Annotated in this window: 20 protein-coding genes and 1 pseudogene; 9 read left to right on the top strand and 12 right to left on the bottom strand. The window is 69.4% G+C overall.

Features of this window, described 5'->3' with window-relative positions; genetic code table 11:
* Positions 1–161: 161 nt before the first annotated feature.
* On the bottom strand, positions 162–1,730 hold the full coding sequence (gene hutH, locus NC7_RS09910; RefSeq protein ID WP_174550211.1) for a histidine ammonia-lyase: 1,569 nt from the start codon (positions 1,728–1,730) through the stop codon (positions 162–164).
* Between the two features lie 41 nt (positions 1,731–1,771).
* Positions 1,772–3,169, bottom strand: coding sequence for an amino acid permease (locus tag NC7_RS09905; RefSeq protein ID WP_067981193.1), 1,398 nt, complete (start codon positions 3,167–3,169; stop codon positions 1,772–1,774).
* A gap of 222 nt (positions 3,170–3,391) precedes the next feature.
* Here NC7_RS09905 and hutI point away from each other — a divergent pair, with 222 nt between their 5' ends.
* Positions 3,392–4,564 (top strand): imidazolonepropionase, encoded by a 1,173-nt coding sequence (hutI, locus tag NC7_RS09900; protein ID WP_084458248.1) that lies wholly within the window; start codon positions 3,392–3,394, stop codon positions 4,562–4,564.
* Between the two features lie 10 nt (positions 4,565–4,574).
* Complete coding sequence (hutG, locus tag NC7_RS09895; RefSeq protein WP_067981191.1) at positions 4,575–5,486, top strand: formimidoylglutamase; 912 nt, start codon at positions 4,575–4,577, stop codon at positions 5,484–5,486.
* Here the strand turns inward: hutG and NC7_RS09890 are convergent.
* Genes NC7_RS09890 through NC7_RS09880 form a run of 3 tightly spaced genes read right to left on the bottom strand, consistent with a single transcriptional unit; the run spans position 5,477 to position 7,536 of the window.
* Positions 5,477–6,763, bottom strand: coding sequence for an ArsB/NhaD family transporter (locus NC7_RS09890; RefSeq protein ID WP_067981190.1), 1,287 nt, complete (start codon positions 6,761–6,763; stop codon positions 5,477–5,479). The two genes, hutG and NC7_RS09890, sit on opposite strands and share 10 nt — an antisense overlap.
* A gap of 9 nt (positions 6,764–6,772) precedes the next feature.
* A complete protein-coding gene (locus NC7_RS09885) occupies positions 6,773–7,231 on the bottom strand; it encodes a CBS domain-containing protein (RefSeq protein ID WP_067981335.1) in 459 nt (152 codons plus the stop codon).
* Between the two features lie 29 nt (positions 7,232–7,260).
* Positions 7,261–7,536: a cation:proton antiporter regulatory subunit gene (locus tag NC7_RS09880; protein ID WP_067981189.1), complete on the bottom strand. Its 276-nt coding sequence runs from the start codon at positions 7,534–7,536 to the stop codon at positions 7,261–7,263.
* A gap of 179 nt (positions 7,537–7,715) precedes the next feature.
* On the opposite strand from NC7_RS09880, the gene NC7_RS09875 reads away from it, so the two are divergent.
* Both NC7_RS09875 and NC7_RS09870 read left to right on the top strand, forming a co-directional pair.
* Positions 7,716–8,732, top strand: coding sequence for a sensor histidine kinase (locus NC7_RS09875; RefSeq protein WP_157101907.1), 1,017 nt, complete (start codon positions 7,716–7,718; stop codon positions 8,730–8,732).
* Positions 8,729–9,382, top strand: a complete 654-nt coding sequence (locus NC7_RS09870; RefSeq protein WP_067981187.1) for a response regulator — start codon at positions 8,729–8,731, stop codon at positions 9,380–9,382. The genes NC7_RS09875 and NC7_RS09870 overlap by 4 nt, the downstream gene beginning before the upstream one ends.
* 19 nt (positions 9,383–9,401) lie before the next feature.
* Here the strand turns inward: NC7_RS09870 and NC7_RS09865 are convergent, their stop codons facing one another.
* From NC7_RS09865 to NC7_RS09855, 3 genes are all read right to left on the bottom strand, one after another.
* Positions 9,402–10,595 (bottom strand): cation:proton antiporter, encoded by a 1,194-nt coding sequence (locus NC7_RS09865; RefSeq protein ID WP_157101925.1) that lies wholly within the window; start codon positions 10,593–10,595, stop codon positions 9,402–9,404.
* A gap of 10 nt (positions 10,596–10,605) precedes the next feature.
* Positions 10,606–11,088, bottom strand: a complete 483-nt coding sequence (locus tag NC7_RS09860; RefSeq protein ID WP_067981185.1) for a cation:proton antiporter regulatory subunit — start codon at positions 11,086–11,088, stop codon at positions 10,606–10,608.
* Between the two features lie 61 nt (positions 11,089–11,149).
* A complete protein-coding gene (locus tag NC7_RS09855) occupies positions 11,150–11,629 on the bottom strand; it encodes a cation:proton antiporter regulatory subunit (RefSeq protein WP_067981334.1) in 480 nt (159 codons plus the stop codon).
* Between the two features lie 251 nt (positions 11,630–11,880).
* On the opposite strand from NC7_RS09855, the gene NC7_RS09850 reads away from it, so the two are divergent.
* Complete coding sequence (locus tag NC7_RS09850; protein ID WP_067492179.1) at positions 11,881–12,216, top strand: STAS domain-containing protein; 336 nt, start codon at positions 11,881–11,883, stop codon at positions 12,214–12,216.
* Positions 12,217–12,282: 66 nt separating this feature from the next.
* On the opposite strand, the gene NC7_RS09845 is transcribed toward NC7_RS09850, so the two are convergent.
* Positions 12,283–13,320 carry an LLM class F420-dependent oxidoreductase gene (locus NC7_RS09845; RefSeq protein ID WP_067981333.1) on the bottom strand — a complete coding sequence of 346 codons (1,038 nt, stop codon included), beginning with the start codon at positions 13,318–13,320 and terminating at the stop codon, positions 12,283–12,285.
* A gap of 139 nt (positions 13,321–13,459) precedes the next feature.
* Between NC7_RS09845 and NC7_RS09840 the strand changes: the two genes are divergently transcribed.
* The 3 genes and pseudogenes from NC7_RS09840 (at position 13,460) to NC7_RS09830 (ending at position 16,113) form a co-directional block, all read left to right on the top strand.
* Positions 13,460–14,119, top strand: a complete 660-nt coding sequence (locus NC7_RS09840) for a cyclodeaminase/cyclohydrolase family protein (RefSeq protein WP_067981184.1) — start codon at positions 13,460–13,462, stop codon at positions 14,117–14,119.
* A gap of 224 nt (positions 14,120–14,343) precedes the next feature.
* Positions 14,344–14,733, top strand: a pseudogene (locus NC7_RS09835) (L,D-transpeptidase); the annotation flags it as partial.
* Positions 14,734–14,844: 111 nt separating this feature from the next.
* Positions 14,845–16,113: a DUF8176 domain-containing protein gene (locus tag NC7_RS09830; protein ID WP_157101906.1), complete on the top strand. Its 1,269-nt coding sequence runs from the start codon at positions 14,845–14,847 to the stop codon at positions 16,111–16,113.
* 13 nt (positions 16,114–16,126) lie between these two features.
* Here the strand turns inward: NC7_RS09830 and NC7_RS09825 are convergent, their stop codons facing one another.
* The gene (locus NC7_RS09825; protein ID WP_067981182.1) at positions 16,127–16,978 is read right to left on the bottom strand and encodes a bifunctional 5,10-methylenetetrahydrofolate dehydrogenase/5,10-methenyltetrahydrofolate cyclohydrolase; all 852 of its coding nucleotides are present in this window, start codon (positions 16,976–16,978) and stop codon (positions 16,127–16,129) included.
* 164 nt (positions 16,979–17,142) lie between these two features.
* Between NC7_RS09825 and NC7_RS09820 the strand changes: the two genes are divergently transcribed.
* A complete protein-coding gene (locus NC7_RS09820) occupies positions 17,143–18,015 on the top strand; it encodes a YdcF family protein (protein WP_236573324.1) in 873 nt (290 codons plus the stop codon).
* Positions 18,016–18,024: 9 nt separating this feature from the next.
* Here the strand turns inward: NC7_RS09820 and NC7_RS09815 are convergent, their stop codons facing one another.
* Together NC7_RS09815 and NC7_RS09810 are read right to left on the bottom strand one after the other, a co-directional pair.
* The gene (locus NC7_RS09815; RefSeq protein WP_084458246.1) at positions 18,025–20,253 is read right to left on the bottom strand and encodes an ABC transporter ATP-binding protein/permease; all 2,229 of its coding nucleotides are present in this window, start codon (positions 20,251–20,253) and stop codon (positions 18,025–18,027) included.
* On the bottom strand, positions 20,250–21,224 hold the full coding sequence (locus NC7_RS09810; RefSeq protein WP_236573326.1) for an ABC transporter permease: 975 nt from the start codon (positions 21,222–21,224) through the stop codon (positions 20,250–20,252). Before NC7_RS09810 ends, NC7_RS09815 begins: the two co-directional genes overlap by 4 nt.
* Positions 21,225–21,226: the final 2 nt, after the last annotated feature.

The following is a 21,226-nucleotide window of genomic DNA, read 5'->3' as shown; positions in this document are numbered from 1 at the left end:
GGCCGGAGCGAGTCGGGGCGCCTACAGCCTCCCGCAAGACAGCCTCTCGCAAGCGACGGCCGGGATTGGGGCTTTCAGTCGGGGGATCCACGACGACTCAGCCCCAGGTGGAGGGAACCACCTGGGGTCGAGTCGATTACAGCGGCGTCAGTACGATTGGGTCAATCCAGCGGGCCGACAATGGATTCCGCGGCCGCCAGCAGTGCGCCGGACGCGGCCAGATTCACCGCCGCCTCGATTTCCGGCGCGAGGTGACGGTCGGGGCCGGGACCGGGGACGCGAGTGCGCAGGGCATCGCGTACCGCTGCCGTGGCGGGCGACGGGGTGAGCGGGGCGCGCAGGTCCAGGGCGCGGGCGGCGGTGAGTGCCTCGATGGCCAGCACGCGAGTGAGGCCGTCGATGGCGCGGCGCAGTTTGCGGGCGGCCGACCAGCCCATGGAGACGTGGTCCTCCTGCATGGCCGAGGACGGGATGGAGTCGACCGAGGCGGGGGCGGCGAGGCGCTTGAGTTCGGAGACGAGGGCGGCCTGGGTGTACTGGGCGATCATGTGGCCGCTGTCGACGCCGGGGTCGTCGGCGAGGAACGGCGGCAGGCCGTGGTTGCGCGCCTTGTCGAGGAAGCGGTCGGTGCGGCGCTCGCTGATGCTGGCGACGTCGGCGACGACGATGGCGAGGAAATCCAGCACGTACGCCACCGGGGCGCCGTGGAAGTTGCCGTTGGACTCGACGCGGCCGTCCAGGGTGACTACCGGATTGTCTACGGCGCTGGCCAACTCGTAGCCCGCGACCCGCTCGGCGTGGGCCAGGGTGTCGCGGGCGCCACCGGCCACCTGCGGTGCGCAGCGCAGCGAGTAGGCGTCCTGCACCACGGTGCAGTCGGGAGTGGCGTGGCTGGCCACGATCGCCGAATCGGCCAGCAGCCGGGTCATGTTCGCGGCGGCGACCGCCTGGCCCGGTTGCGGGCGCAGCGCCTGCAGGTCGGCGGCGAACACCTTGTCGGTACCGAGCAGGCCCTCCACGCTCATGGCGGCGGTGACATCGGCCAGCCGCAACAGCGCGCGCAGATCGTGACAGGCGAGCAGCAGCATCCCGAGCATGCCGTCGGTGCCGTTGATGAGGGCGAGCCCCTCCTTCTCCGCCAGCTCGACCGGTGCGATCCCGGCGGCGGCGAGCGCCTGGGCGGCGGGCATCGCGGTGCCGCTCGCGTCGCGGGCCGTGCCCTCCCCAATGACGGCGAGCGCCACGTGGGCCAGGGGTGCGAGATCACCGGAGCAGCCGAGGCTGCCGTATTCGTGGACCACCGGGGTGATGCCCGCCGACAGCAGCGCGGCGTAGGTCTCGGCGACCACCGGTCGCACGCCGGTGCGGCCGGTGGCCAGCGTCGAGAGGCGAAGCAGCATGAGGGCGCGCACCACCTCCCGCTCCACTTCGGCTCCCGACCCGGCGGCATGCGAGCGGATGAGGCTGCGCTGCAATTGCTTACGCGACTCCTGCGGGATGTGGCGCACGGCGAGCGCGCCGAACCCGGTCGACACCCCGTACACCGGTCGCGGGTCGGCGGCCAGCGCCTCGATGCGCTCCCGGCTCTCTCTCATGGCGGCCAGCGCCTCTTCGGCCAGCCGCACCGGGGCACCCTGCCGTGCCACTCGCACCACGTCGGCGGGTGACACCGGGCCGGTGCCGACGACGACCGGTTCCAGCGTGACCGACCGGTTCGAGTCGCTACCCACGATATTTCTCCATTCCGAATAGGCGTGCAGGACAAGCAACTTCAGGCGACGTCGGCCGGTACGGCGACCGGTTCGGGTTCGGCGTTCGCGGGCCGCACCCACAGGCGGTAGGCGACACCGAGCAGCGCGAGCCACACCGCACCGACCACCAGGGCCACCCGGCTGTCGGTGTCGAAGGCGATCACCCCGATCACGAACACCAGGAACGCGATGGTGATCAGCTGCCCGTAGGGCCACAGCGGCACCGGGAACTTCAGCGCGGCGACCTGTTCGGGGCTCATGCCGCGCCGCGAGCGCAGGTGCGCGAGCAGGATCATCAGCCAGACGAAGATGGTGGCGAAGGTGGCGATCGAGGCGATCACCAGGAACACCTTGTCGGGGATCAGGTAGTTCAGGAGCACGCCGACCAGCAGGGTGACGGTCATGATGACCACCGTCATCCACGGCACCCCGTTGCGCGAGACCCGCTTCATCGCCGCGGGTGCCTGGCCGCGCTGGGCCATGCCGTACATCATCCGGCCCGCACCGAAGATGTCACTGTTGACCGCCGACAGCGCGGCCGTGATGACCACGACGTTGAGTACCGCCGCGGCGGGCCCGAGGCCGAGGCTCTGGAAGATCTGGACGAACGGGCTGCCCTCGTCGCCGATGGTGCGCCACGAGTCGATCGCCATGATCACCGCGAGGGTGAGGACGTAGAACACGATGATGCGCACGGGCACGGTGTTGATCGCGCGCGGGATGGTGCGCTGCGGATTCTCGGCCTCACCCGCCGTGATACCGATGATCTCGGTGCCGCCGAAGGCGAACATCACGATGGCGAAGCAGGCGATGAAGCCGCCGATCCCGGTGGCGAAGAAACCACCGTCGGCCCACAGGTTCTGCACGCCCGCGCTGGTGTCGTGGAGGCCGAAGCCGAAGATCAGCACGGCGATACCGCCCGCGATCATCGCCACGATGGCCACGATCTTGACCAGGCTGAACCAGAATTCCACCTCACCGAAGACCTTCACGCTGAGCAGGTTGATCGCGCCGATGAAGAAGATGACCGAGAGCACCCAGATCCAGCGTGGCACGTCCGGGTACCAGAACCCCATGTACACACCGAACGCGGTGACGTCGGCGAGGCACACGATGAGCATTTCGAAGGTGTAGGTCCAGCCGGTGAAGAAGCCCGCGAGCGGGCCGAGGTGCTGGCTGGCGTACTCACCGAACGAGCCCGCGACCGGATTGCTCACCGCCATCTCGCCCAACGCCCGCAGCACGAGGAACACGGCGGCGCCGCCGATCAGATACGCCAGCAGCACCGAGGGACCTGCCCGGTGGATGGCCTCGGCGGACCCGTAGAACAGGCCGGTACCTATCGCCGAACCGAGCGCGATGAAACGGATATGGCGGGCGGTGAGGCCGCGGGTGAGCGCGGCGGCGGGCTTGTTCAATCCATTCTCCCGGGATCGGAAAGGGCGCGGGGTCGCCGGTGATGCCGGGTCTCTTCGCCTGTGGGGCCGGTCACAACGGCCCTTACATGTATATGCCTGTCTATACAGCCATGTCAACGGTCAGCTATCGACGGGCACCATAGCGCTTGACTCTCCTGTATAGACAGGCATATACCTAGCGGAAGTGACTCACCACACAGCCTGTCGTCAGGAGGACGATCCGTGCCAACCACCGTGCTGCGCGATATCGGCACCCTCGTCACCAACGACCCGGGGTTGGGGGAAGGCCCGCTGGGGTTGCGTCGCGACGCGGCCGTCGTCTTCGACGACGCGCAGGTGGTGTGGGTGGGTGACAGTGCCGACGCACCCGCCGCCGATCAGGCGGTCGACCTCGACGGTCGCGCGGTGCTGCCCGGTTTCGTCGAATCGCATTCGCATCTGGTCTTCGCCGGTGACCGCGCCGAGGAGTTCGCCGCGCGCATGTCCGGGCGCCCCTACGGCGCGGGCGGCATCCGCACGACGATCGCGGCGACGCGCACGGCGACCGACGAGCAACTCGATGCGACCGTGCGGCGGCTGCTCGCCGAGTCGCGGCGGGCGGGCAGCACGACGGTCGAGATCAAGAGCGGCTACGGCCAGACCGTGGACGACGAATATCGCAGCGTTCGCATCGCGGGCCGCCACACCGACGAGGTGACCTTGCTGGCCGCGCATGTTCCGCCGCCCGAATACGCCGGGCGCGCCGACGATTACGTGGCCATGGTGTGTGCGGAGATGATTCCGCGCTGCGCGCCCGAGGCCCGGTGGATCGACGTGTTCTGCGAGCAGGGCGCCTTCGACCGGGACCAATCGCATGCTGTGCTCAGTGCGGGCATCGCGCACGGGCTGGTGCCGCGCGTGCACGGCAATCAGCTGCACCAGGGGCCGGGCGTGCGGCTCGCCGTCGAACTCGGGGCCGCGTCGGTCGATCACGTCGCCCATGTCAGCGCCGCCGATATCGACGCGCTCGCGCACAGCGACACCGTGGCGACGCTGCTGCCCAGTGCCGACTTCTGCACGCGCAACAGCTATCCCGATGCGCGCGCGCTGCTCGACGCCGGGGTCACCGTTGCCCTCGGCGCCGACTGCAACCCGGGCACGAGCTACACCACCAGCCTGCCGTTCTGTATCGCCCTGGCCGTGCGTGAGCTGCGCATGACACCGGACGAGGCGGTCTGGGCGGCGACCGCGGGTGGGGCGAAAGCGTTGCGGCGCGGCGATGTCGGCGCCCTCTCCCCCGGCATGCGGGCCGACGCCGTCGCGTTGGACGCGCCGTCGCATCTGCATCTGGCGTACCGTCCCGGCGTTCCGCTCGTGCGCCAGGTGTGGCGCGGCGGCGTGCTCGCATCGAATTGAGGTGTCCCGCATGACTTCCTGGACCGGCCGCGTCGACGGCACGACACCCGAGCAGCTGCGCTGGCATCAGGCCGTCACGCCCTATGAACCCGGCGCCGACCCCGGCGCGTGCGTGTTCGTCGGCTTCGCCAGTGACGAAGGCGTGCGCCGCAACAAGGGGCGCCCGGGTGCCGTCGACGGGCCCGACGCCCTGCGCCGCGCGCTGTCGCCGATGGCGCTTCCCGGCCCGCTGCGCGCGTACGACGCGGGCACGATCGCGGTCACCGACCAGCGGCTCGAGGACGGCCAGCGCAGGCTCGGCGACACCGTGACCGCGCTGCTGGACGCGGGCGCCTTCCCGATCGTGCTCGGTGGCGGACACGAGGTCGCCTTCGGCACGTACCTCGGCCTGGCGGGTGCCGAACGCGCCAGGGGCGCCAGCATCGGAATCCTGAACCTGGACGCGCATTTCGATCTACGGCCGGACCCGGTACCCAGCTCGGGCACCCCGTTTCGGCAGATCCTCGAATCCGGCGACGACGTGCGGTACGCGGTGCTCGGGATCAGCCAGCCCGCCAATACGACGATCCTGTTCGACACCGCCGATCTGTTCGGCGTGCGCTATCTGCTCGACGACGACTGCACCGCCGAGCGTGCGCAAGCCTTCGTCACGGACTTTCTCACCGGCATCGACCTGCTGTATCTCACCATCGACCTCGACGTCCTGCCCGCCGCGGTCGCGCCGGGTGTCAGTGCGCCCGCCGCGTTCGGTGTCGCGCTGCCCATCGTGCAGGCCGTCTGCGACCAGGTCGCCGCGAGTGGCAAACTCGTGGTCGCCGATGTCGCCGAACTCAATCCGGCTCTCGACATCGACAACCGGACCGCCCGCACCGCCGCCCGGCTCCTGCACCGCCTCGTCACCCGGCACGTCCCTCAGAAGTAGCGCACACCGACGTAGGCCCAGGCGATGACACAGCTGAACATCGTGACGACCGCGCCGTATTTCGTGAACTGCCAGAAGCTGATTCGCTGCCCGGCCCGGGCGGCGATGCCGAGCGCGACGACATTGGCGCTGGCCGCGACCGCCGTGCCATTGCCGCCGAAGTCGGCGCCCAGCGCGAACGCCCACCACAGCGACCGGGCGGTCTCGGGGTCGGGAGCGTCCGCCACGATGCCCTCCACGACGGGTGCCATGGTCGCCGTGTAGGGGATGTTGTCCACGAAGGCACCGAGCAGGGCGGAGCCGAAGACGAGTGCGGTGGCGGCGAGGAAATAGTCGTCGCCGACCCAGGTGCTCGCCGCCGCACCGACCGCGGCGATCACCCCGGTGTGCACCAGGCCCGCGACCATCACGAACAGACCCATGAAGAACACCAGCGTCGGCCATTCCACTTCGTGCAGGATGTCCCCGATGTCGAGCCCGGACACCAGCACCATCACCCCCGCGCCCACGAGCGCGATCACCGAGGGCGCCACGTGCACCACGCTGTGCAGGCAGAACCCGGCCACCACCGCGGCCAACACGATCAGCGACCGCACGAGCAGTTTCGGGTCGCGGATCGCCCGCCGCTCCCGCAGGGCGAGCACCGCCTCGACCGAGTCCGGGTCGCTGCGCAGCGCCGAACGGAACAACACCCGTGTGAACAGCACGAACAGTGCGAAGACCAGCACCACGATCGGGGCCATGTGCACCAGGAAATCGGTGAAGCTCAACCCCGCCCGGCTGGCGATGATGATGTTGGGTGGGTCGCCGATCAGCGTCGCCGCACCACCGATGTTCGCGGCGAGCACCTCCGCGATCAGGAAGGGCCGCGCGTCGAGGCCGAGCCTGCGACACACCACCAGCGTCACCGGGGCGATCAGCATGATGATCGTGACGTTGTCGAGAAAAGGTGAGGCCACGGCGGTGATCAGCATGAGCATCACCATCAGCCGGTAGGGATTGCCGCGCGAGCGCTTCGCCGACCAGATCGCCAGGTAGTCGAACAGACCCGTCTGCTTGACGACGCCGACGATGATCATCATGCCGAGCAGCAGGAAGATGACGTTCCAGTCGATGCCCGCGTGCGGCGAGAAGAACACCTGCTCGCCGGGGATCAGCCCGAGCACCGCCATCAGGCCCGCGGCGACCAGCACGGTTTTCACCTTGTCGACCCGCTCCGTGGCGATGAAGAAGAACGCCACCACGAAGATGGTCACGGCGAGGACGGCGGCCATCATCGGCGCCGATCAGTCGCCGGGACCGGCGAGGGCGAGGCTGGTGAGCAACCGTTCCAGAGTGATCGCCCCGCACAGGGTGCGGGCCCGGTCGACGACCGCGATGAGCGGACTGTGTTTGCGCGCCATCAGGATCGCGATCTCGAGCAGGGTGGCGTCCGGGGTGACGGTGGCCGGTCGCGGTGCGCCGTCGGCCAGGCAGTCGCCGACGGTGAGGCTGCCGGGTTCCTGCCAGAACAGGTCGGCGTGCACCTCGTCGATGGTGCGGACCAGGGTGGTGTCGTCCTGATACGACGCGGGGATGGCCAGGCGCAGCACCTGCGTGCCCGGCAGCACGGCCACCGGCCGGTCCTCGGCGTCGACCACGACCAGGCCGGGCAGCCGGTTGACGACCATCACCCGCACCGCGCGGGCCACCGGGTCGGTGGTGCGAACGGTCGGCAGGTTCATCGCGATATCGCGTGCGCGCATGGTTCGGCTCCGGGTGGATTCGGCGGTACTCACGGCTCGGCCCGCTGTCCGGCGAGCCGCTCGACCCGCTGCTCGAGCCGGGTCAGCCGCTCGGCGAGGTGGCCGGTGTGCATCAACTCGGCCACCTGATCGGCTTCGTCGGGTTCCAGGGCGATGTCGATGCTCGGTTCGTCGCTGCCGGGGGCGTAGGCCAGCAGCCGCCGTCTGCCCGCGGCTTCGGTGAGCAGTGCGAAGTCGATACCGCCGCCGGTGCGGAAGTGGTGCAGCACCCCGGTTCCGGGGATCGGTGTTCGGTCGGTGTCCATCCGGGCGGTCCTTCCCCTGGCGCGGTCGAGTGCGTCCGGATTCGAGTCTGGTGTCGGGCCGCCCCGGCGACCATCGGCGCCCGCACCCATTTCGGACACCGAGGCGCGGGGTGCGCGGGCACCGAGATGGGTGTCGCACCCCATGGACAGAACAGCGGCCCGTCAGCATGCTGGGTGCTATGAAGCCTCTCGCAGGGATGGGGGCAGGACGGGTGCGGCGCACGCCGGTGACGGCGCTGTTCTGGCGGATCTGCCTGCTCAACGGTGTCGTCTTCACCCTCGGCACCCTGATCCTCGCGCTCTCACCCGCGACCGTGTCGGCGCGTCTGCGGCTGACCGAGGTGCCGGTGCTGGTGATCGGGCTCGCGGTGATCCTGACCGCCAACGCCGTGGCCCTGCGCACCAGCCTGGCCCCGCTCGATGAACTGGTCGGAGCCATGCGCCGGGTCGATCCCCCTCGGCGCGCGGCGCGGTTCGACCGGCGGGCAAGCGGCGACTTCCACCGCCTGATCGAGACCTTCAACGCGATGCTCGACCGGCTCGAGACCGAACGATCGGCGGCCGGTGCCATGGCGCTCGCCGCCCAGGAAGGCGAACGTCAGCGGATCGCGCGCGAACTGCACGACGAGATCGGCCAGAGCCTGACAGTGGCGTTGCTGCGGCTGAAGCGGGTCGTCGACCGGGCGCCGGAGGGCTTGCGCGACGAGGTGGCCGACGCGCGGGAAACGGTACGCGGATGTCTCGAGGAGGTGCGCGGGATCGCGTCACGACTGCGCCCCGATGTGCTCGACGACCTCGGATTGCACAGTGCCGTCACCGCGCTGTGTCACGAATTCACGCGCAGCGCTGGCATTTCCGTGCATCGCGAGGTCGACCCGTCGATCAGCAGGCTCGATCCCGACGTCGAGTTGGTCTGCTACCGGATCGCCCAGGAGAGCCTGACGAACGTGCTGCGCCACGCGGGTGCGAGCGAGGTGAGCCTGCGGCTCGTCGACCGGGGCGACACCGTCGTCCTCCGGGTCCGCGACGACGGCCGAGGCGGAGTGGCGACCGAAGGCGCGGGCATCCGAGGGATGCGCGAACGCGCCATGCTCGTCGACGCGACGCTCACCATCACCTCGCCGGAGACGGGCGGCACCACCGTCGAACTGGTCGTCCCGGCACGGCGACGAGCACGCGTGGAGGAACCCGTATGAGCGCGCCGACCCGGATCCTGCTTGCCGACGACCACGCCCTGGTCCGCAGCGGCCTGCGGCTGATCCTCGACAACGAACCCGACCTCACCGTGGTCGCCGAGGCGGCCAACGGCTACGACGCGGTGACCGCCCTCGCCGCCGACACCGTCGACCTGGTGATCCTCGATATCGCGATGCCGAGGATGACCGGCATCCAGGCGGCCCGCGAGATCACCCGCGTGCATCCGGGTGTCCGCATGCTGATGCTGTCGATGTACGACAACGAGCAGTACTTCTTCGAGTCGCTCAAGGCTGGTGCCTCGGGGTATGTACTCAAGTCGGTCGCCGACCGTGACCTCATCGAGGCCTGCCGGGCGACGATGCGGGGCGAGTCGTTCCTGTATCCGGGTGCGATCACCGCTCTGGTCCGTGACTATCTGCACCTGGCCAGGCAGGGCGGACGGTTACCCGAAACGATCCTGACCGCCCGCGAGGAGGAGGTGCTCAAGCTGATCGCCGAGGGACATTCCGCGCGGGAGGTGGCGGCCGAACTGGTCATCAGTGTGAAGACCGTCGACCGCCACCGCGCCAACATCCTGCAGAAACTCGGTCTGCGCGACCGGCTCGACCTGACCCGCTACGCGATCCGCTCGGGCCTGATCGAACCGTGACCACCGCCGCGGTGGTCGGTCACTCCGCGTTCGGGTCGACCTGGACTTTCGCCTTGCGCCCGACCGTCGCCCGCATGACCGGTTCGACCACGCGCGCCGCGATCGGCCCCATCACGGCCATCAACAGCACGTACGTGGTGGCCAGCGCGGCGAAGCTGTCGGGCACCGCACCTGCGGCGACCGCGAGACCGGCGATGACGATCGAGAACTCGCCGCGCGCGACCAGTGCCGCACCCGCGCGGGCCCGGCCGAGCTGGGACGCCCCGGCCCGCTTGGCCGCCCACCAGCCGGTGTAGAGCTTCGTCGCCGTGGTGACCACGACCAGCAGGACCGCCCAGCCGAGGACCGGCGGAATGGTCGCCGGATCGGTGCTCAACCCGAACAGCACGAAGAACATGGCGGCGAACAGGTCACGCAGGGGTTCGAGGATCTTGGTCGCCTCGTGCGCGGTCGCCCCCGAGATCGCGATGCCGAGCAGGAACGCGCCGACCGCCGCCGACACCTGCACCGCCGAGGCCACACCGGCGACCAGCAGCGCCGAACCGAGCAGTTTGAGCAGGAAGATCTCGCGGTCCTCGCTGGCCACGATCGCCGACACGTACCGGCCGTACTTCAGCGCGACGATGAGCACCAGCGTCACCGCGACCAGCGCGATGCCGACGGTGGTGAGACCGGCCATGAAGCCGACACCCGCCAGCACGGCGGTGAGCACCGGCAGGTAGATCGCCATCGCCAGATCCTCGAACACCAGGATCGACAGGATCACCGGCGTCTCGCGGTTACCCAGCCTGCCCAGGTCGTTGAGAACCTTGGCGACGATTCCCGACGAGGAGATGTAGGTGACGCCCGCCATCGCGATGGCACCGGTCGGTCCGAGTCCAAGCCACAGCGCGACGATCACGCCCGGCGTGGCGTTGAGAACCAGGTCGAGCAGACCGGCGATCCACGACTTGCGCATGCCGGTGACCAATTCACCTGCGGTGTATTCCAATCCGAGCAGCAACAGCAGCAGCACCACACCGATCTCGCTGGCGAGGTGGATGAACTCCTCCACCTCGTGCAGCTCGATCAGGCCACCGGTGCCGAAGAGCAGACCCCCGAGTAGATAGAGCGGAATGGGTGACAGGCCGATGCGGCCCGCGATGCGCCCGAGCACACCCAATCCGAAGAACACAGCCCCCAGCTGGATCAGCGCCAGCGTTGTTCCACTGATCTGCACGGGCTCAGCCGTCGGACAGGATCGAAGCGGCAGCGTCGAGCCCGGTGGTCGTACCGACGATGACGACCATGTCGCCCCCGAGGAAACCGAACTCCGGCCCGGGCGAGGGATGGATCTGACCGGCGCGCAGCACCGCAACGATGGAGGCCAGAGTCCGGGTCCGCATCTCCGTCTCGCCGAGGCGGCGGCCCGCGTAGGGCGAATCGGGCAGCACCGGCAGCGACCGGGTGCTCACACCGTCGAGATCGCGGTGTTCCTCCTGCAGTTGCGCGACGAGTCGCGGGGCACCGAGCAGGCTGGCGAGCGTGCGCGCTTCGCCGTCGGAGAGCGGGACCTGCACGGTGGTATCGGGGTCGTCGATCTTGGTGAAGATCAGATCGGTGCCACCGTCGCGGTGGTCGACGACGCCGATGCGCCGAGCCACCTTGGTCAGCGAGAATTCTTTCCTGACACCGATTCCGGGCAGGGACGTGACTTCAACATTCATAGGATCACCTAACCTCAGCTAGGCAATACCTTACCTTCTCTTTACTATCGACAAGGACTCGTCAGCCTTCGTCGAGCAATTTTCCGGCGGCCTCCAGGCCCTTGCCGGTGCCGACGACGACCACCAGATCACCGGCGACGAAGGTGAAATCCGTTGCCGGGGACGGGGTCACCTCCCCTGCCCGGACCACCGCGACCACCGAGGCCTTGGTACGGGTGCGCATGGCCGTGTCGCGCAACGGGCGCCCGTCGAAGGGGCTGCCGCGATCGATCGCGAACTGCCTGGTCGACAGCTCGTCGACACCGAGCGAGTCGGCCTTCTTCTGCACCACCTGCGGCGCGCCGAGCAACCCGGCCAGCACGCCGATCTCGGCGCTGGACAACGGAATCGAGGTCTTCGTCTCGGCGTCACCGGCGCGGGAGACGACCAGATCGACAGTGCCGTCGGGGTGTTCGACCACGCCGATCCGGCGGCGGGCCTCCGCCAGCGGAAAGTCCTTGCACACGCCGATTCCCGGTAGCGGCGTCACATCGATGTTCACGCCCACACAGTACGACGATCGCGCGCGCGGGTGCGGCCAACCCCGGTCGACCGCCTCGACGATGCGCACGGGGCAAGGATCGTGACGCACCGCACCCGAGCCCGATCACCGGAGCGATCCCGGTCCCGACCGGGACCCGGGCGTCCGGGCCGCCACCACGATCACCCCGACGGCTTGCGTATTCGGGCGAAGTTGTGTGTTGTTGATCGGTGACCAACACACCCGGAGACGCGTACCCACTCACGGACACGATGACCACCACGACGGCGGTACACGACGGCGTCACGGTCCTGACGGTGACCGGTGAGGTCGACCTGGCGACCGCGCCCGCCCTCGACGCCGCGATCGAGGCCATCCTCGCCGACAAGCCCGCGACCCTGGTGATCGACCTGACCGCGGTCGGGTTCCTCGCCTCGGCGGGCATGGCGACGCTGGTCGCCGCGCACCAGCGCGCGGGCGACGACACCGCCATCGCGGTGGTCGCCGACGGGCCCGCGACCAGCCGTCAGCTCAAGATGACCAGCCTGGACCAGGTGTTCGCCATGCACACCACCCTCGCCGACGCGCTGGCGTCGTTGCGGTCCTGACGGACGAAACACCGACGCGCCGTATCCCGGAGGTCTCCGGGATACGGCGCGTCGCGTCGTGGCGGCTCAGCAGAGGCCGCGCAGCTGCTCGATCAGCTTGATCCGGCCCGCCGCGTTCTCCGCGAGCGGGGTGACGTTGAGCGTGGTGACCCCGGCCTCGGCGAAGGCGGCGATGCGGTCCTTGACGAAGCCCTCCGGCCCGATCAGCGACACGTCGCGCACCAGGTCGTCGGGCACCGCGGCCGCGGCGGCCTGCTTGTCACCGGCCAGGTACAGCTCCTGGATACGGTCGGCGGCCTCGCCGTAGCCGTACTTGGTGGCCAGGGTGTGGTAGAAGTTCTTGCCCTTGGCGCCCATGCCGCCGATGTAGAGCGCCAGGTGCGGCTTGACGAACTCCAGCAGCGGCGTGACGTTCTCGCCGATCGCCAACGCGGGACCGGCGTACACCTCGAGGTCGCCCAGCGCCGGATCGCGCTTGGCCTTGCCCGCGGTCAGCGCGTCACCCCAGACATCGTTCGCCTTCTCCGGCAGGAAGAAGATCGGCTGCCAGCCCTCGGCGAGTTCGGCGGCCAGCTCCACGTTCTTGGGACCGAGCGCGGCCAACAGCACCGGAATGTTCTCGCGCACCGGGTGATTGATGAGCTTGAGCTCTTTGCCCAGGCCGGTGCCACGCTCGGCGGGCAGCGGGATCTGATAGTACTTGCCCTGGTAGTTGAGCTTCTCGCGGCGCCACACCGTGCGGCAGATCTCGATCAGCTCGCGGGTGCGTCCGATCGGGGCGTCGTAGGGCACACCGTGGAAGCCCTCGATCACCTGCGGGCCGGACGCGCCGATGCCGAGGATGAACCGGCCGTCGGAGACGAAGTCCAGGCCCGCCGCCGTCATCGCGGTGAGGCTCGGAGTCCGGGTGTAGAGCTGCAGGATGCCCGAGGCCAACTGCACCCGTTCGGTGCGCGCGGCCAGGAAGCCGAGCGCGCTCACCGCGTCGAACGAGTACGCCTCCGGCACGAAGACGACGTCGAGACCGGCCCGTTCCAGGTCGGCGACCTCGGCCGCCACCTCCTTGAAACCGCCCGAGTAGTTGATGCTCAATCCGATCCGCATGACACCCAACATAGACCCGGGCCCAGGGCCGCACCCGACCGGTCGGTCCGTGCGTACACCCGCTGGTCGGGCGGGGTGCGCGGGTGGGCACGCGGTAGCGTTGAGAGCGAAGCAATCCCCGTCGAAAGGCCATCCAGTCGTGTCGCAGCCCACCGTGTCACCCCAGCAGACCGCGCCCTCCTTCGGTGCGGTGACCCTGGAGCACTATCTGTCGGAGCTGGCCGCCAAGGTGCCCGCGCCCGGCGGTGGCGCGGTGGCCGCGCTGCACGTCGCCCAGGCCGCGGCGCTGGTCGCGATGGTGGCGCGCTACACCACCCGAGCCAAGGACGCCGAGAACCGCCCGGTGATCGACCGGATCATCGAGGCCGCCGACGCCGCACGGGCCCGCTCGCTGGCGCTGGCCGCTGCCGACGCGGCCGCGTTCACCGCCGTCGGCGCGGCCTACAAGCTGCCCAAGGACACCGATTCCCAGATCGCCGAGCGCACCGCCGCGATCAACGCCGCCCTGGTCGAGGCCGCCCGAGTCCCCGCCGCCGTGGTCGACGAGGCCGACGAGATCCTGTCCCTGGCAGGCGAACTGTTGCCGATCGGCAATCCGAACGTGGTCACCGATATCGGGGCCGCCGCCGACGCCGCCCGGGCCGCGGCGCTGAGTTCGCAGCTCAACATCGAGATCAACGTGGCCTCCCTGCCCGCCGCGCTCGGTGACGATTTCGCAGCGGCATTGTTGCGGGTGGAGACCATCGCCGCGCGTGCCGACGCCCTGCACGCCCAGGTTCTGCACGAGGTGCGCGGCTGAGCACAAGCCGACACTCCGATCGGCCCGTAGGCCGTTACCACTTCGAGAGGTCCAGTTGATCATGGACGCCTAGACTCGGGAGACGCCTACGAGTGACCGAAGGGGTGGCGTTCATGCGAAACGCACTTCGTTTTCTGTTCGTCGCGATCATGGCGGCACTACTGGCCGCGTCCTGGTCGGGAGCCGCGTCCGCGGATCTGATCGGGGGCCAGCGCACCCAGTACGGTGGCGGCACCTACGCCGAAGCCGACCTGTCGAACCACACGTTCACGGTGACCGCGAACGGTGAGACCCGCGTGATGCCCGCGTCGATGGGCAAACCCGGTTTCGAAACCCCCACCGGGACCTTCAGCGTCCTGGAGAAGGACCGGGCGGTGGTGTTCGATTCGCGCACCATCGGCATCCCGCTCGACGATCCGGAGGGCTACATCATCGACGGCGAGTACGCCGTGCGCCTCACCTGGGGTGGCGTGATGGTGCACTCGGCACCGTGGTCGGTGGATTCGCAGGGTTATGCCAACGTGAGCCACGGCTGCATCAATCTCTCGCCCGAGAACGCCGCCTGGTACTACGAGAACGTCGGCATCGGCGACCAGGTCTACATCCACTGGTGACGCGCGCATCGCCCACGCATTCGGCGAACACGGCGTCAGGGCAGTATCGTGCCCGTAATGAAATCGTTGCGGGACATTCCCTGACGGCGGGTGCCTGATGAAGGTGGGGCGATGGATCGACCGGAAGCGCGCAGACCGACCGGGGCTCGACAGCACGACCCGGGATCGGCTGGTGTTCCGCTCCGAGGTGCCCTGCCACGGCGCCGCAGCCGCGAGGCGGGGGCCTCGGGAACCGGGGCCCGGCATCGGATAGAAGGCGGGCCGATCACCCCCGCCGGTATCCCGGTGGTCTCGCTCTCCGCCCCCGTGCCCGCCCGCGACGCCTACGCCACCGATCGCCTGCCGATCGTCGGCGGCCCCCTCGATCCCGGTGCGGGCCGAGTGGATACGCCGTTCACGTTGGCGAACAACGGTCCCGACACCGACAAGCTGCCGATCGTCAGCGCCGACGCGCCGCCCCCCGAAGCTCCGGCGCCGGACGAGTGGGCGTCGTCGGAGCCCCCGGCACCGACGGGATCGGTGTGGCCCACGTCGTCGTGGTTCGAACCGCACCGGCCGGAAACGGCGCGGCACGCGGCGGCCTCGGATACGGATCGGCCCGAACCCGTCCGGTCGGCCACGCGTCGGCGCGAATCGACTCCGCCGCAGCAGGAACCAGCACGGGCCGAATCAGGATCGACCCGGCCGAACATCGGGGCGGCCACGGCGGCGGCGTCCGAATCGGCCACTCCCCCGGCGTCCGCCGACACCGGCTGGTCCGACCGTTATACGGCGGACTGGGAACCGCGACCGGCGCCGGATTACAACGGTGACGACGAGGTTTTCGCGCGGATGATCGACCGCTCGAAACGACGACGCGCCCCCCGCTGGGTGGCTCCGCTGGCCGCCTCGGTCGCCGGGGCGATCCTGATCGGCATCGGCTACTTCCAATTCGGCGGCCCCGCACCGGAATCCACGTCCTCGAGCACCACGCTCGCGACAGTCGCCGCGCCCGCGCCCGCCGTCGGGCAGTGTCCGACGGAACAGATCGGCGGCCTCGTGCGTGGCAACGGTCCCGGCGGAACCGACAGCGGAGTGTCGGCCATCCTGGCCTTCCAGCACGCCTACTACGTCGCGCGATCCGGCGATCAGGCACGCACGCTGGTGGCCGGTGACGCGGCACTGCCGACGGGTGCGCAGATCCAGTCGGGCATCGACACCATTCCGGTCGGCACCACGCACTGCCTCGACATCACCCCCGGCGCGTTCGCCGGACAGTACCTCGTGACGATCACCGAATACCGGCCGGACGAGGTGCCGATCGTCTACAACCCGCAGCTGGTCGGCACGACCAAGGTGGGCGCCAAGACGCTGATCACCTCGATCGGGCCGGTTCGCTGACTACGGAAACCGTTCAGGCCCTTGCCTTCTCGGCCGCGACCACCACGTGCCGCATGAGCAGCGCGGTGGTCACGGGGCCGACCCCACCGGGCACAGGGCTCAGGGCGGCGGCCTTGCCGTCGACCGAGGCGGCGTCGACATCACCCACGATGCCGCCGTCGGCGGCCTCGTTGGTGCCCACGTCGATCACCACGGCGCCCTCGCGAATGTGCGCACCGGTGACCAGACCGATCCGACCCGCGGCCGCGACCACGATGTCGGCGGCGGTGGTGACGGCGGCCAGGTCCGTGGTGCGCGAGTGCGCGACCGTGACGGTGGCGTTCTCGGCGAGCAGCAGCTGCGCCAGCGGCTTGCCGACGATGTTGGAGCGGCCGACCACGGTGACGAGCTTGCCCTGCAACGCGATCGAGTGATGCTTCAGCAGCTCCACGACCGCCTCGGAGGTGGCCGGGACGAAGCCGTCGAGACCGGAGGCAAGCAGGCCGAGTGACAGCGGGCTCACCCCGTCGACGTCCTTGCTCGCGGCGATGGCGGAGCTCACGTCGTCGAGGCTGACACCCGCGGGCAGCGGTGTCTGCAGCATGATCGCGTCGGTCGCCGGGTCGGCGCTGCGCGCGTCGAGTTCCGCGCGGATCCGCGCCGCGGTCGCGTCGGCGCCGAGATCGATCTTCTCGCAGGCGATACCGAGGCGCTCGGCGGCCTTGCGCAGGGAGTTCACGTACCAGGCGCTGGCCGGGTCGTCGTTGGCGACGACCAGCGCCAACGTGGGCGCGGCGCCCGCGTCGGTGAGCGCGGCGGCGCGCTGTTTCGAGTCGGCGTTGATGGCGGCGGCGAGTTCCTTGCCGGTCAGCGAAGCGGTATCCACGGTTGGTCAGCCTATCGGCCACCGGGTGCGCACCGCCGCGCCGGGCCGCGACGCGCCTGCCGACGGCGGGTTACCCGGCGCGCGCCGACACCGGTCGTAGGGTGTCCGGCAGCTCTGCCGTCAGCTCTGCCCGCATGTACGCCACCCGGAAGGTCGCGACTGTCGTGAAGATCTCGAGGCAATGGAAACAGCTCGCCGCGGCGTTCGCCGCGGTCGCGGCCGTCACGAGTGCCACGGTCGGCCCCGCCGCCGCCGACGCGGACGTGACAGCCCTCTACAACTCGGCCCAACGGCATTTCACCGACGGCAATCTCGATGCCGGGCGCGCCGACCTGCGCGCCCTCATCAGCGCCGACCCCGGTGACGCCGAAGCCCTTGCCCTGCAAGCCATCTGGTCCCATCACGCCGGTGATGCCGCGGCGGTGAACGAGGCGATGCGACAATTGGGCGCGCTCGACCCGGCGATGGCCGCGGGCACCAAGCGGGTGCTGCACGCGGTGACCGCGGCGGTGGCGACGCTGCCCAACCCGCTCCCCTCCCTCATCGGCCCCCAGACCGGCATCGTCGTGCTCGGCTACGGTCTGCTGCCCGACGGTGCGCTGCGGCCGGAGCTGGAGAATCGGCTCACGGCCGCCTGGATGCAGGCTGTCGCGGCGCCGTTCTCGCCGGTGGTGGTCACCGGAGGCAATCCGCAGAACGGGATCTCCGAGGCGGAGGCGATGCGGCGGTGGTTGATCGGGCGTGGACTGCCCGGTGATCGGATCCACGTGGAGGACCGGGCGGGGTCCACTGTGCAGAACGCCTTGTTCAGTACCAAGCTGTTGCGGGATCTGGGGGCCAACAGTGCGGTGGTGGTGACCTCGCCCAACCATATTCGGCGGGCGGTGGCGGATTTCATCGTCGCGGGAACGAATGTGGTGGGGGCCATGACTTCGTTGGAGCAGTTGGTTTCGCAGCTGCCGCCGCCGGATCGGGGCGCTCAGCGGGGCATCTATCTGGATGCTACGCGGACATTCGAGCTCGACAGTTCACGGTGAGGCGGCTGATCAGGATTCCTCCGTGCGGGTGATCCGTTCGGAAAGTCCCAGTACCCGGTCGGCGAGACGGTCGATGACGGTGTCCTGATGGCTGATCACGATGAGCGCCATTCCCTTTCGGCGCAGGTCTTCGAGCAGGTCGAGCACCATGTTCTGGGTGTTCGGATCGAGCGCGGTGGTTATTTCGTCGCAGATCAGGATGCGGGGGTTGGCGGCGAGGGCCCGGGCGATGGCTGCGCGCTGTTGCTGGCCGCCGGACAGCTGGTCGGGGCGCCGTGCCGCCAGTTCGCTATCGAGGCCTACCGCGTCGAGCAGGCTTCGGGCCCGTGCCGAGGCGGCAGCGCTGCTCATGCCGTGGAGGTGGCGAAGCGGTCGGCTGATCTGGCCGCCGATGCGATAGGACGGGTTGAGCGAGGTCGCGGGATTCTGCGGTATCAGTTGGATGGCGCGGCGGTGCGCCGATGGGCGCCGGTCGATGCCCGGACGCAGTGCCGTGCCGTCCAGTTCGATGATGCCGCCCACCGGCGCGTGCAAGCCGGAGATGGCACGTGCCAGCGTGGTCTTGCCCGCCCCGGATCTGCCGGTGATGGCCAGACATTCACCGGCGTGCAGGGTGAACGACAACCCGTCGACGACCGGCTCGGCGTCGCGGCCGCGCCGGTGCGTCACCGACAGGTTCTCGACCCTGAGTATCGGCGTGGTCGCGATCTCGATGGGAGGCACCCGCACGACCGTTGCCGCCCTTGATGTCCGGTGGGCAGTCATCGATTCGACTCGGCCTCGGTCCAGGGTGAGCACGTGGTCGACCAGCGGTTCCAGCGCCGCCAGGTCGTGGGTGATCACGAGCAGCGTGGTTGAACTGTCGCGCCGGATCTGACGCAGTGTGCGCACCAGGCGGTCTCGGGTGTGCGCGTCGAGTCCGGTGGTCGGCTCGTCGAGAACCAGCAGCGCCGGATCACCGAGGAGCGCCATGGCCAGCAATACCCGCTGCTGCTGGCCACCGGACAGTTCATGCGGGAATCGGCGTCGGAATCGGCGGTCATCGGGCAGGTCGACCCGGCGCAATGCCTCCGCTACACCGTTGCCGACCCCGACTGTGTCGTACCGTCCGGCGATTTCACGCAGGGTGGTGCCGATGCGCAGCGCCGGGTTGAGCCCGGTCGCCGGATCCTGCGGGACGTAGCCGACCGTGCGGCGACCAGCGGATCGACCGATGCCGACCGAACCCACCGCGGTCAGTTCGGGCGGTAGCGCACCGAGCACCGCCAGCGCCAGCGTTGTCTTTCCGGCACCGGACGCTCCGACCACGGCCACACTGCCCCCGGACCGCACATGGACCGAAATATCTTCCAGGACAAGGGCTCCATTCGGATCCCGGACAGTGAGACCATTCACCGTGAGCCCCGATCCCGCTTCGGAAACCCGCATCGGGTGATGCGCCGCGCTGGGCTGATCGGCACCGAAGGCGCGGTCGGTGACCATATTGACCGAAACCACCAGCACCATGATCAACAGCGCGGGCGCGAGCACCGACCACGGTTGCAGGGCGAATCCGGGCCGGTTCTCGATGATCATCAACGCCCAGTCGGGCGCGGGCGGGCGCAGGCCCAACCCGAGGAATCCGCTCACCGCGACCAACGAGATGGTCGCCGACATACGAACACCCGCGTCGGCCAGCACTACTGTCCGCAGGTTCGGCAGCACCTCGACCAGCCCCAGCCGCCACAGCGGTTCACCTCGGGCTCGGGCGGATTCGACATAACCGGTCGACGCGAGTTCGAGGACACGGGTGCGGACGATGCGGATGATCCAGGGCACCGACGCCAGTGCCGCGGTCACCACGATCGCCGCGGGCCCTGCCCCCATCGCGGTGGCGATCACCGCGAGCAGCAGAAACCACGGCAATACGGTGATGGCATCGACCGGTCGCATGACCAAGCGGTCCCACTCGCGGCGCAACCCGACCAGCAGTCCGAGGCCCAGCCCCAACGCGTAGGCGACGATCAGCGACAGCCCGGCGATCGACAGCAACGGCAGACCGCCGTGCAGCACTCGTGCGGCCACATCACGTCCGACCACATCGGTACCGAGGAGGTGCCGCGCCGACGGCGGTCGGAACGGCGGCGCCGTCACCTCGGTCGGCGAGTAGGGCGCGAGAAGCGGCCCCAGTGCGACCAACAGCAGCAGAGCGACGGTGACCGCGAGCCACATGGACCGAATTCCGCCGCGGTTCCTCATGCCCGGTCTCCCATCGCTACCTGCCGCGCGAGCGGACTCACCAGCAGAGTGAGGAGATCGGCGAGCAGATGGACGCCGATCCCGACGGCCGCCAGCAGCACCGCGGCCGATTGGACGAACGGAAAGTCGCGAGATTCGATGGCTCGCAACAACTCCTGAGACAGACCCGGATAGGAGAACAGTGTCTCCACCACCGCGACACCACCGATCAGCCCGACCACCGAGCCCGCGAGCGGATGGATCGACGCCGAGACCGCATTGGGTGCGACGTGGCGCAGCATCAGGCGCGCACCCGTGATCCCGTTGAGCCGCGCCGTCTTGACGTACGGACTGGTCATGACCTCGGCGGTCTGTGCCCGCACCATCCGCACCGGATGCGGTGCCAACCCGATCAGCAGGCAGGTCACCGGCAGGACCAGGATCTCCGGGCGTTCCCACACACTCGCGCCGGTCGGCAGCAGCGAGACGGCGGGCAGCAAGCCCAGCGACAACGACACCGTCGCCACCAGGACGACACCGAAGACGAACGAGGGCACCGATTCGGCCGCCAACGCCCCGACGCTGATGACCCGGTCGGTCCGCGAACCCGCACGGGCACCGGCAAGGAGACCGAGCGCGAGTGACGCGGGGATGAGCAGCGTGGCGGTGAGCAGCGCGAGCGCGACACTGTTGGTGGCGCGCCCGAGCAGCACATCGCCGACCGGCCGACCGGATATCAGCGAATGTCCGAAATCGCCTTGTACGAAGGCGATCAGCCAGTCCGCGAAACGCACGGGCGCGGGCCGATCCAGCCCGAGTTCGGCGCGTAGTGCCGCCAGTTGCTCGGGGGTGGGGTCGCCACCACCGGCACGTGACAGGATGACGGTGGCCGCATCGGAGTCCAGTGTTTCGAACAGCACGAAGACGACCAGCGCGACGGCGAGCAGCACTGCGAGGCCGCCCCCGCCACGCCGCGCGACGTAGGCGATCACGA

The sequence above is a fragment of the Nocardia caishijiensis NBRC 108228 genome, from assembly GCF_001612825.1.
Lineage (GTDB): Bacteria > Actinomycetota > Actinomycetes > Mycobacteriales > Mycobacteriaceae > Nocardia > Nocardia caishijiensis.
The sequence above is the reverse complement of the archived record's forward strand: the minus strand, read 5'-3'. Positions and strand labels throughout refer to the sequence as shown.

Bases quoted from the DNA above. Each gene is read 5' to 3' on its own strand.
- hutG (WP_067981191.1), top strand. From the start codon at position 4,575: ATGACTTCCTGGACCGGCCGCGTCGACGGCACGACACCCGAGCAGCTG.
- NC7_RS09890 (WP_067981190.1), bottom strand. From the start codon at position 6,763: ATGATGGCCGCCGTCCTCGCCGTGACCATCTTCGTGGTGGCGTTCTTC.
- NC7_RS09885 (WP_067981335.1), bottom strand. From the start codon at position 7,231: ATGCGCGCACGCGATATCGCGATGAACCTGCCGACCGTTCGCACCACC.
- NC7_RS09880 (WP_067981189.1), bottom strand. From the start codon at position 7,536: ATGGACACCGACCGAACACCGATCCCCGGAACCGGGGTGCTGCACCAC.
- NC7_RS09875 (WP_157101907.1), top strand. From the start codon at position 7,716: ATGAAGCCTCTCGCAGGGATGGGGGCAGGACGGGTGCGGCGCACGCCG.
- NC7_RS09870 (WP_067981187.1), top strand. From the start codon at position 8,729: ATGAGCGCGCCGACCCGGATCCTGCTTGCCGACGACCACGCCCTGGTC.
- NC7_RS09860 (WP_067981185.1), bottom strand. From the start codon at position 11,088: ATGAATGTTGAAGTCACGTCCCTGCCCGGAATCGGTGTCAGGAAAGAA.
- NC7_RS09850 (WP_067492179.1), top strand. From the start codon at position 11,881: ATGACCACCACGACGGCGGTACACGACGGCGTCACGGTCCTGACGGTG.
- NC7_RS09845 (WP_067981333.1), bottom strand. From the start codon at position 13,320: ATGCGGATCGGATTGAGCATCAACTACTCGGGCGGTTTCAAGGAGGTG.
- NC7_RS09830 (WP_157101906.1), top strand. From the start codon at position 14,845: ATGGATCGACCGGAAGCGCGCAGACCGACCGGGGCTCGACAGCACGAC.
- NC7_RS09815 (WP_084458246.1), bottom strand. From the start codon at position 20,253: ATGAGGAACCGCGGCGGAATTCGGTCCATGTGGCTCGCGGTCACCGTC.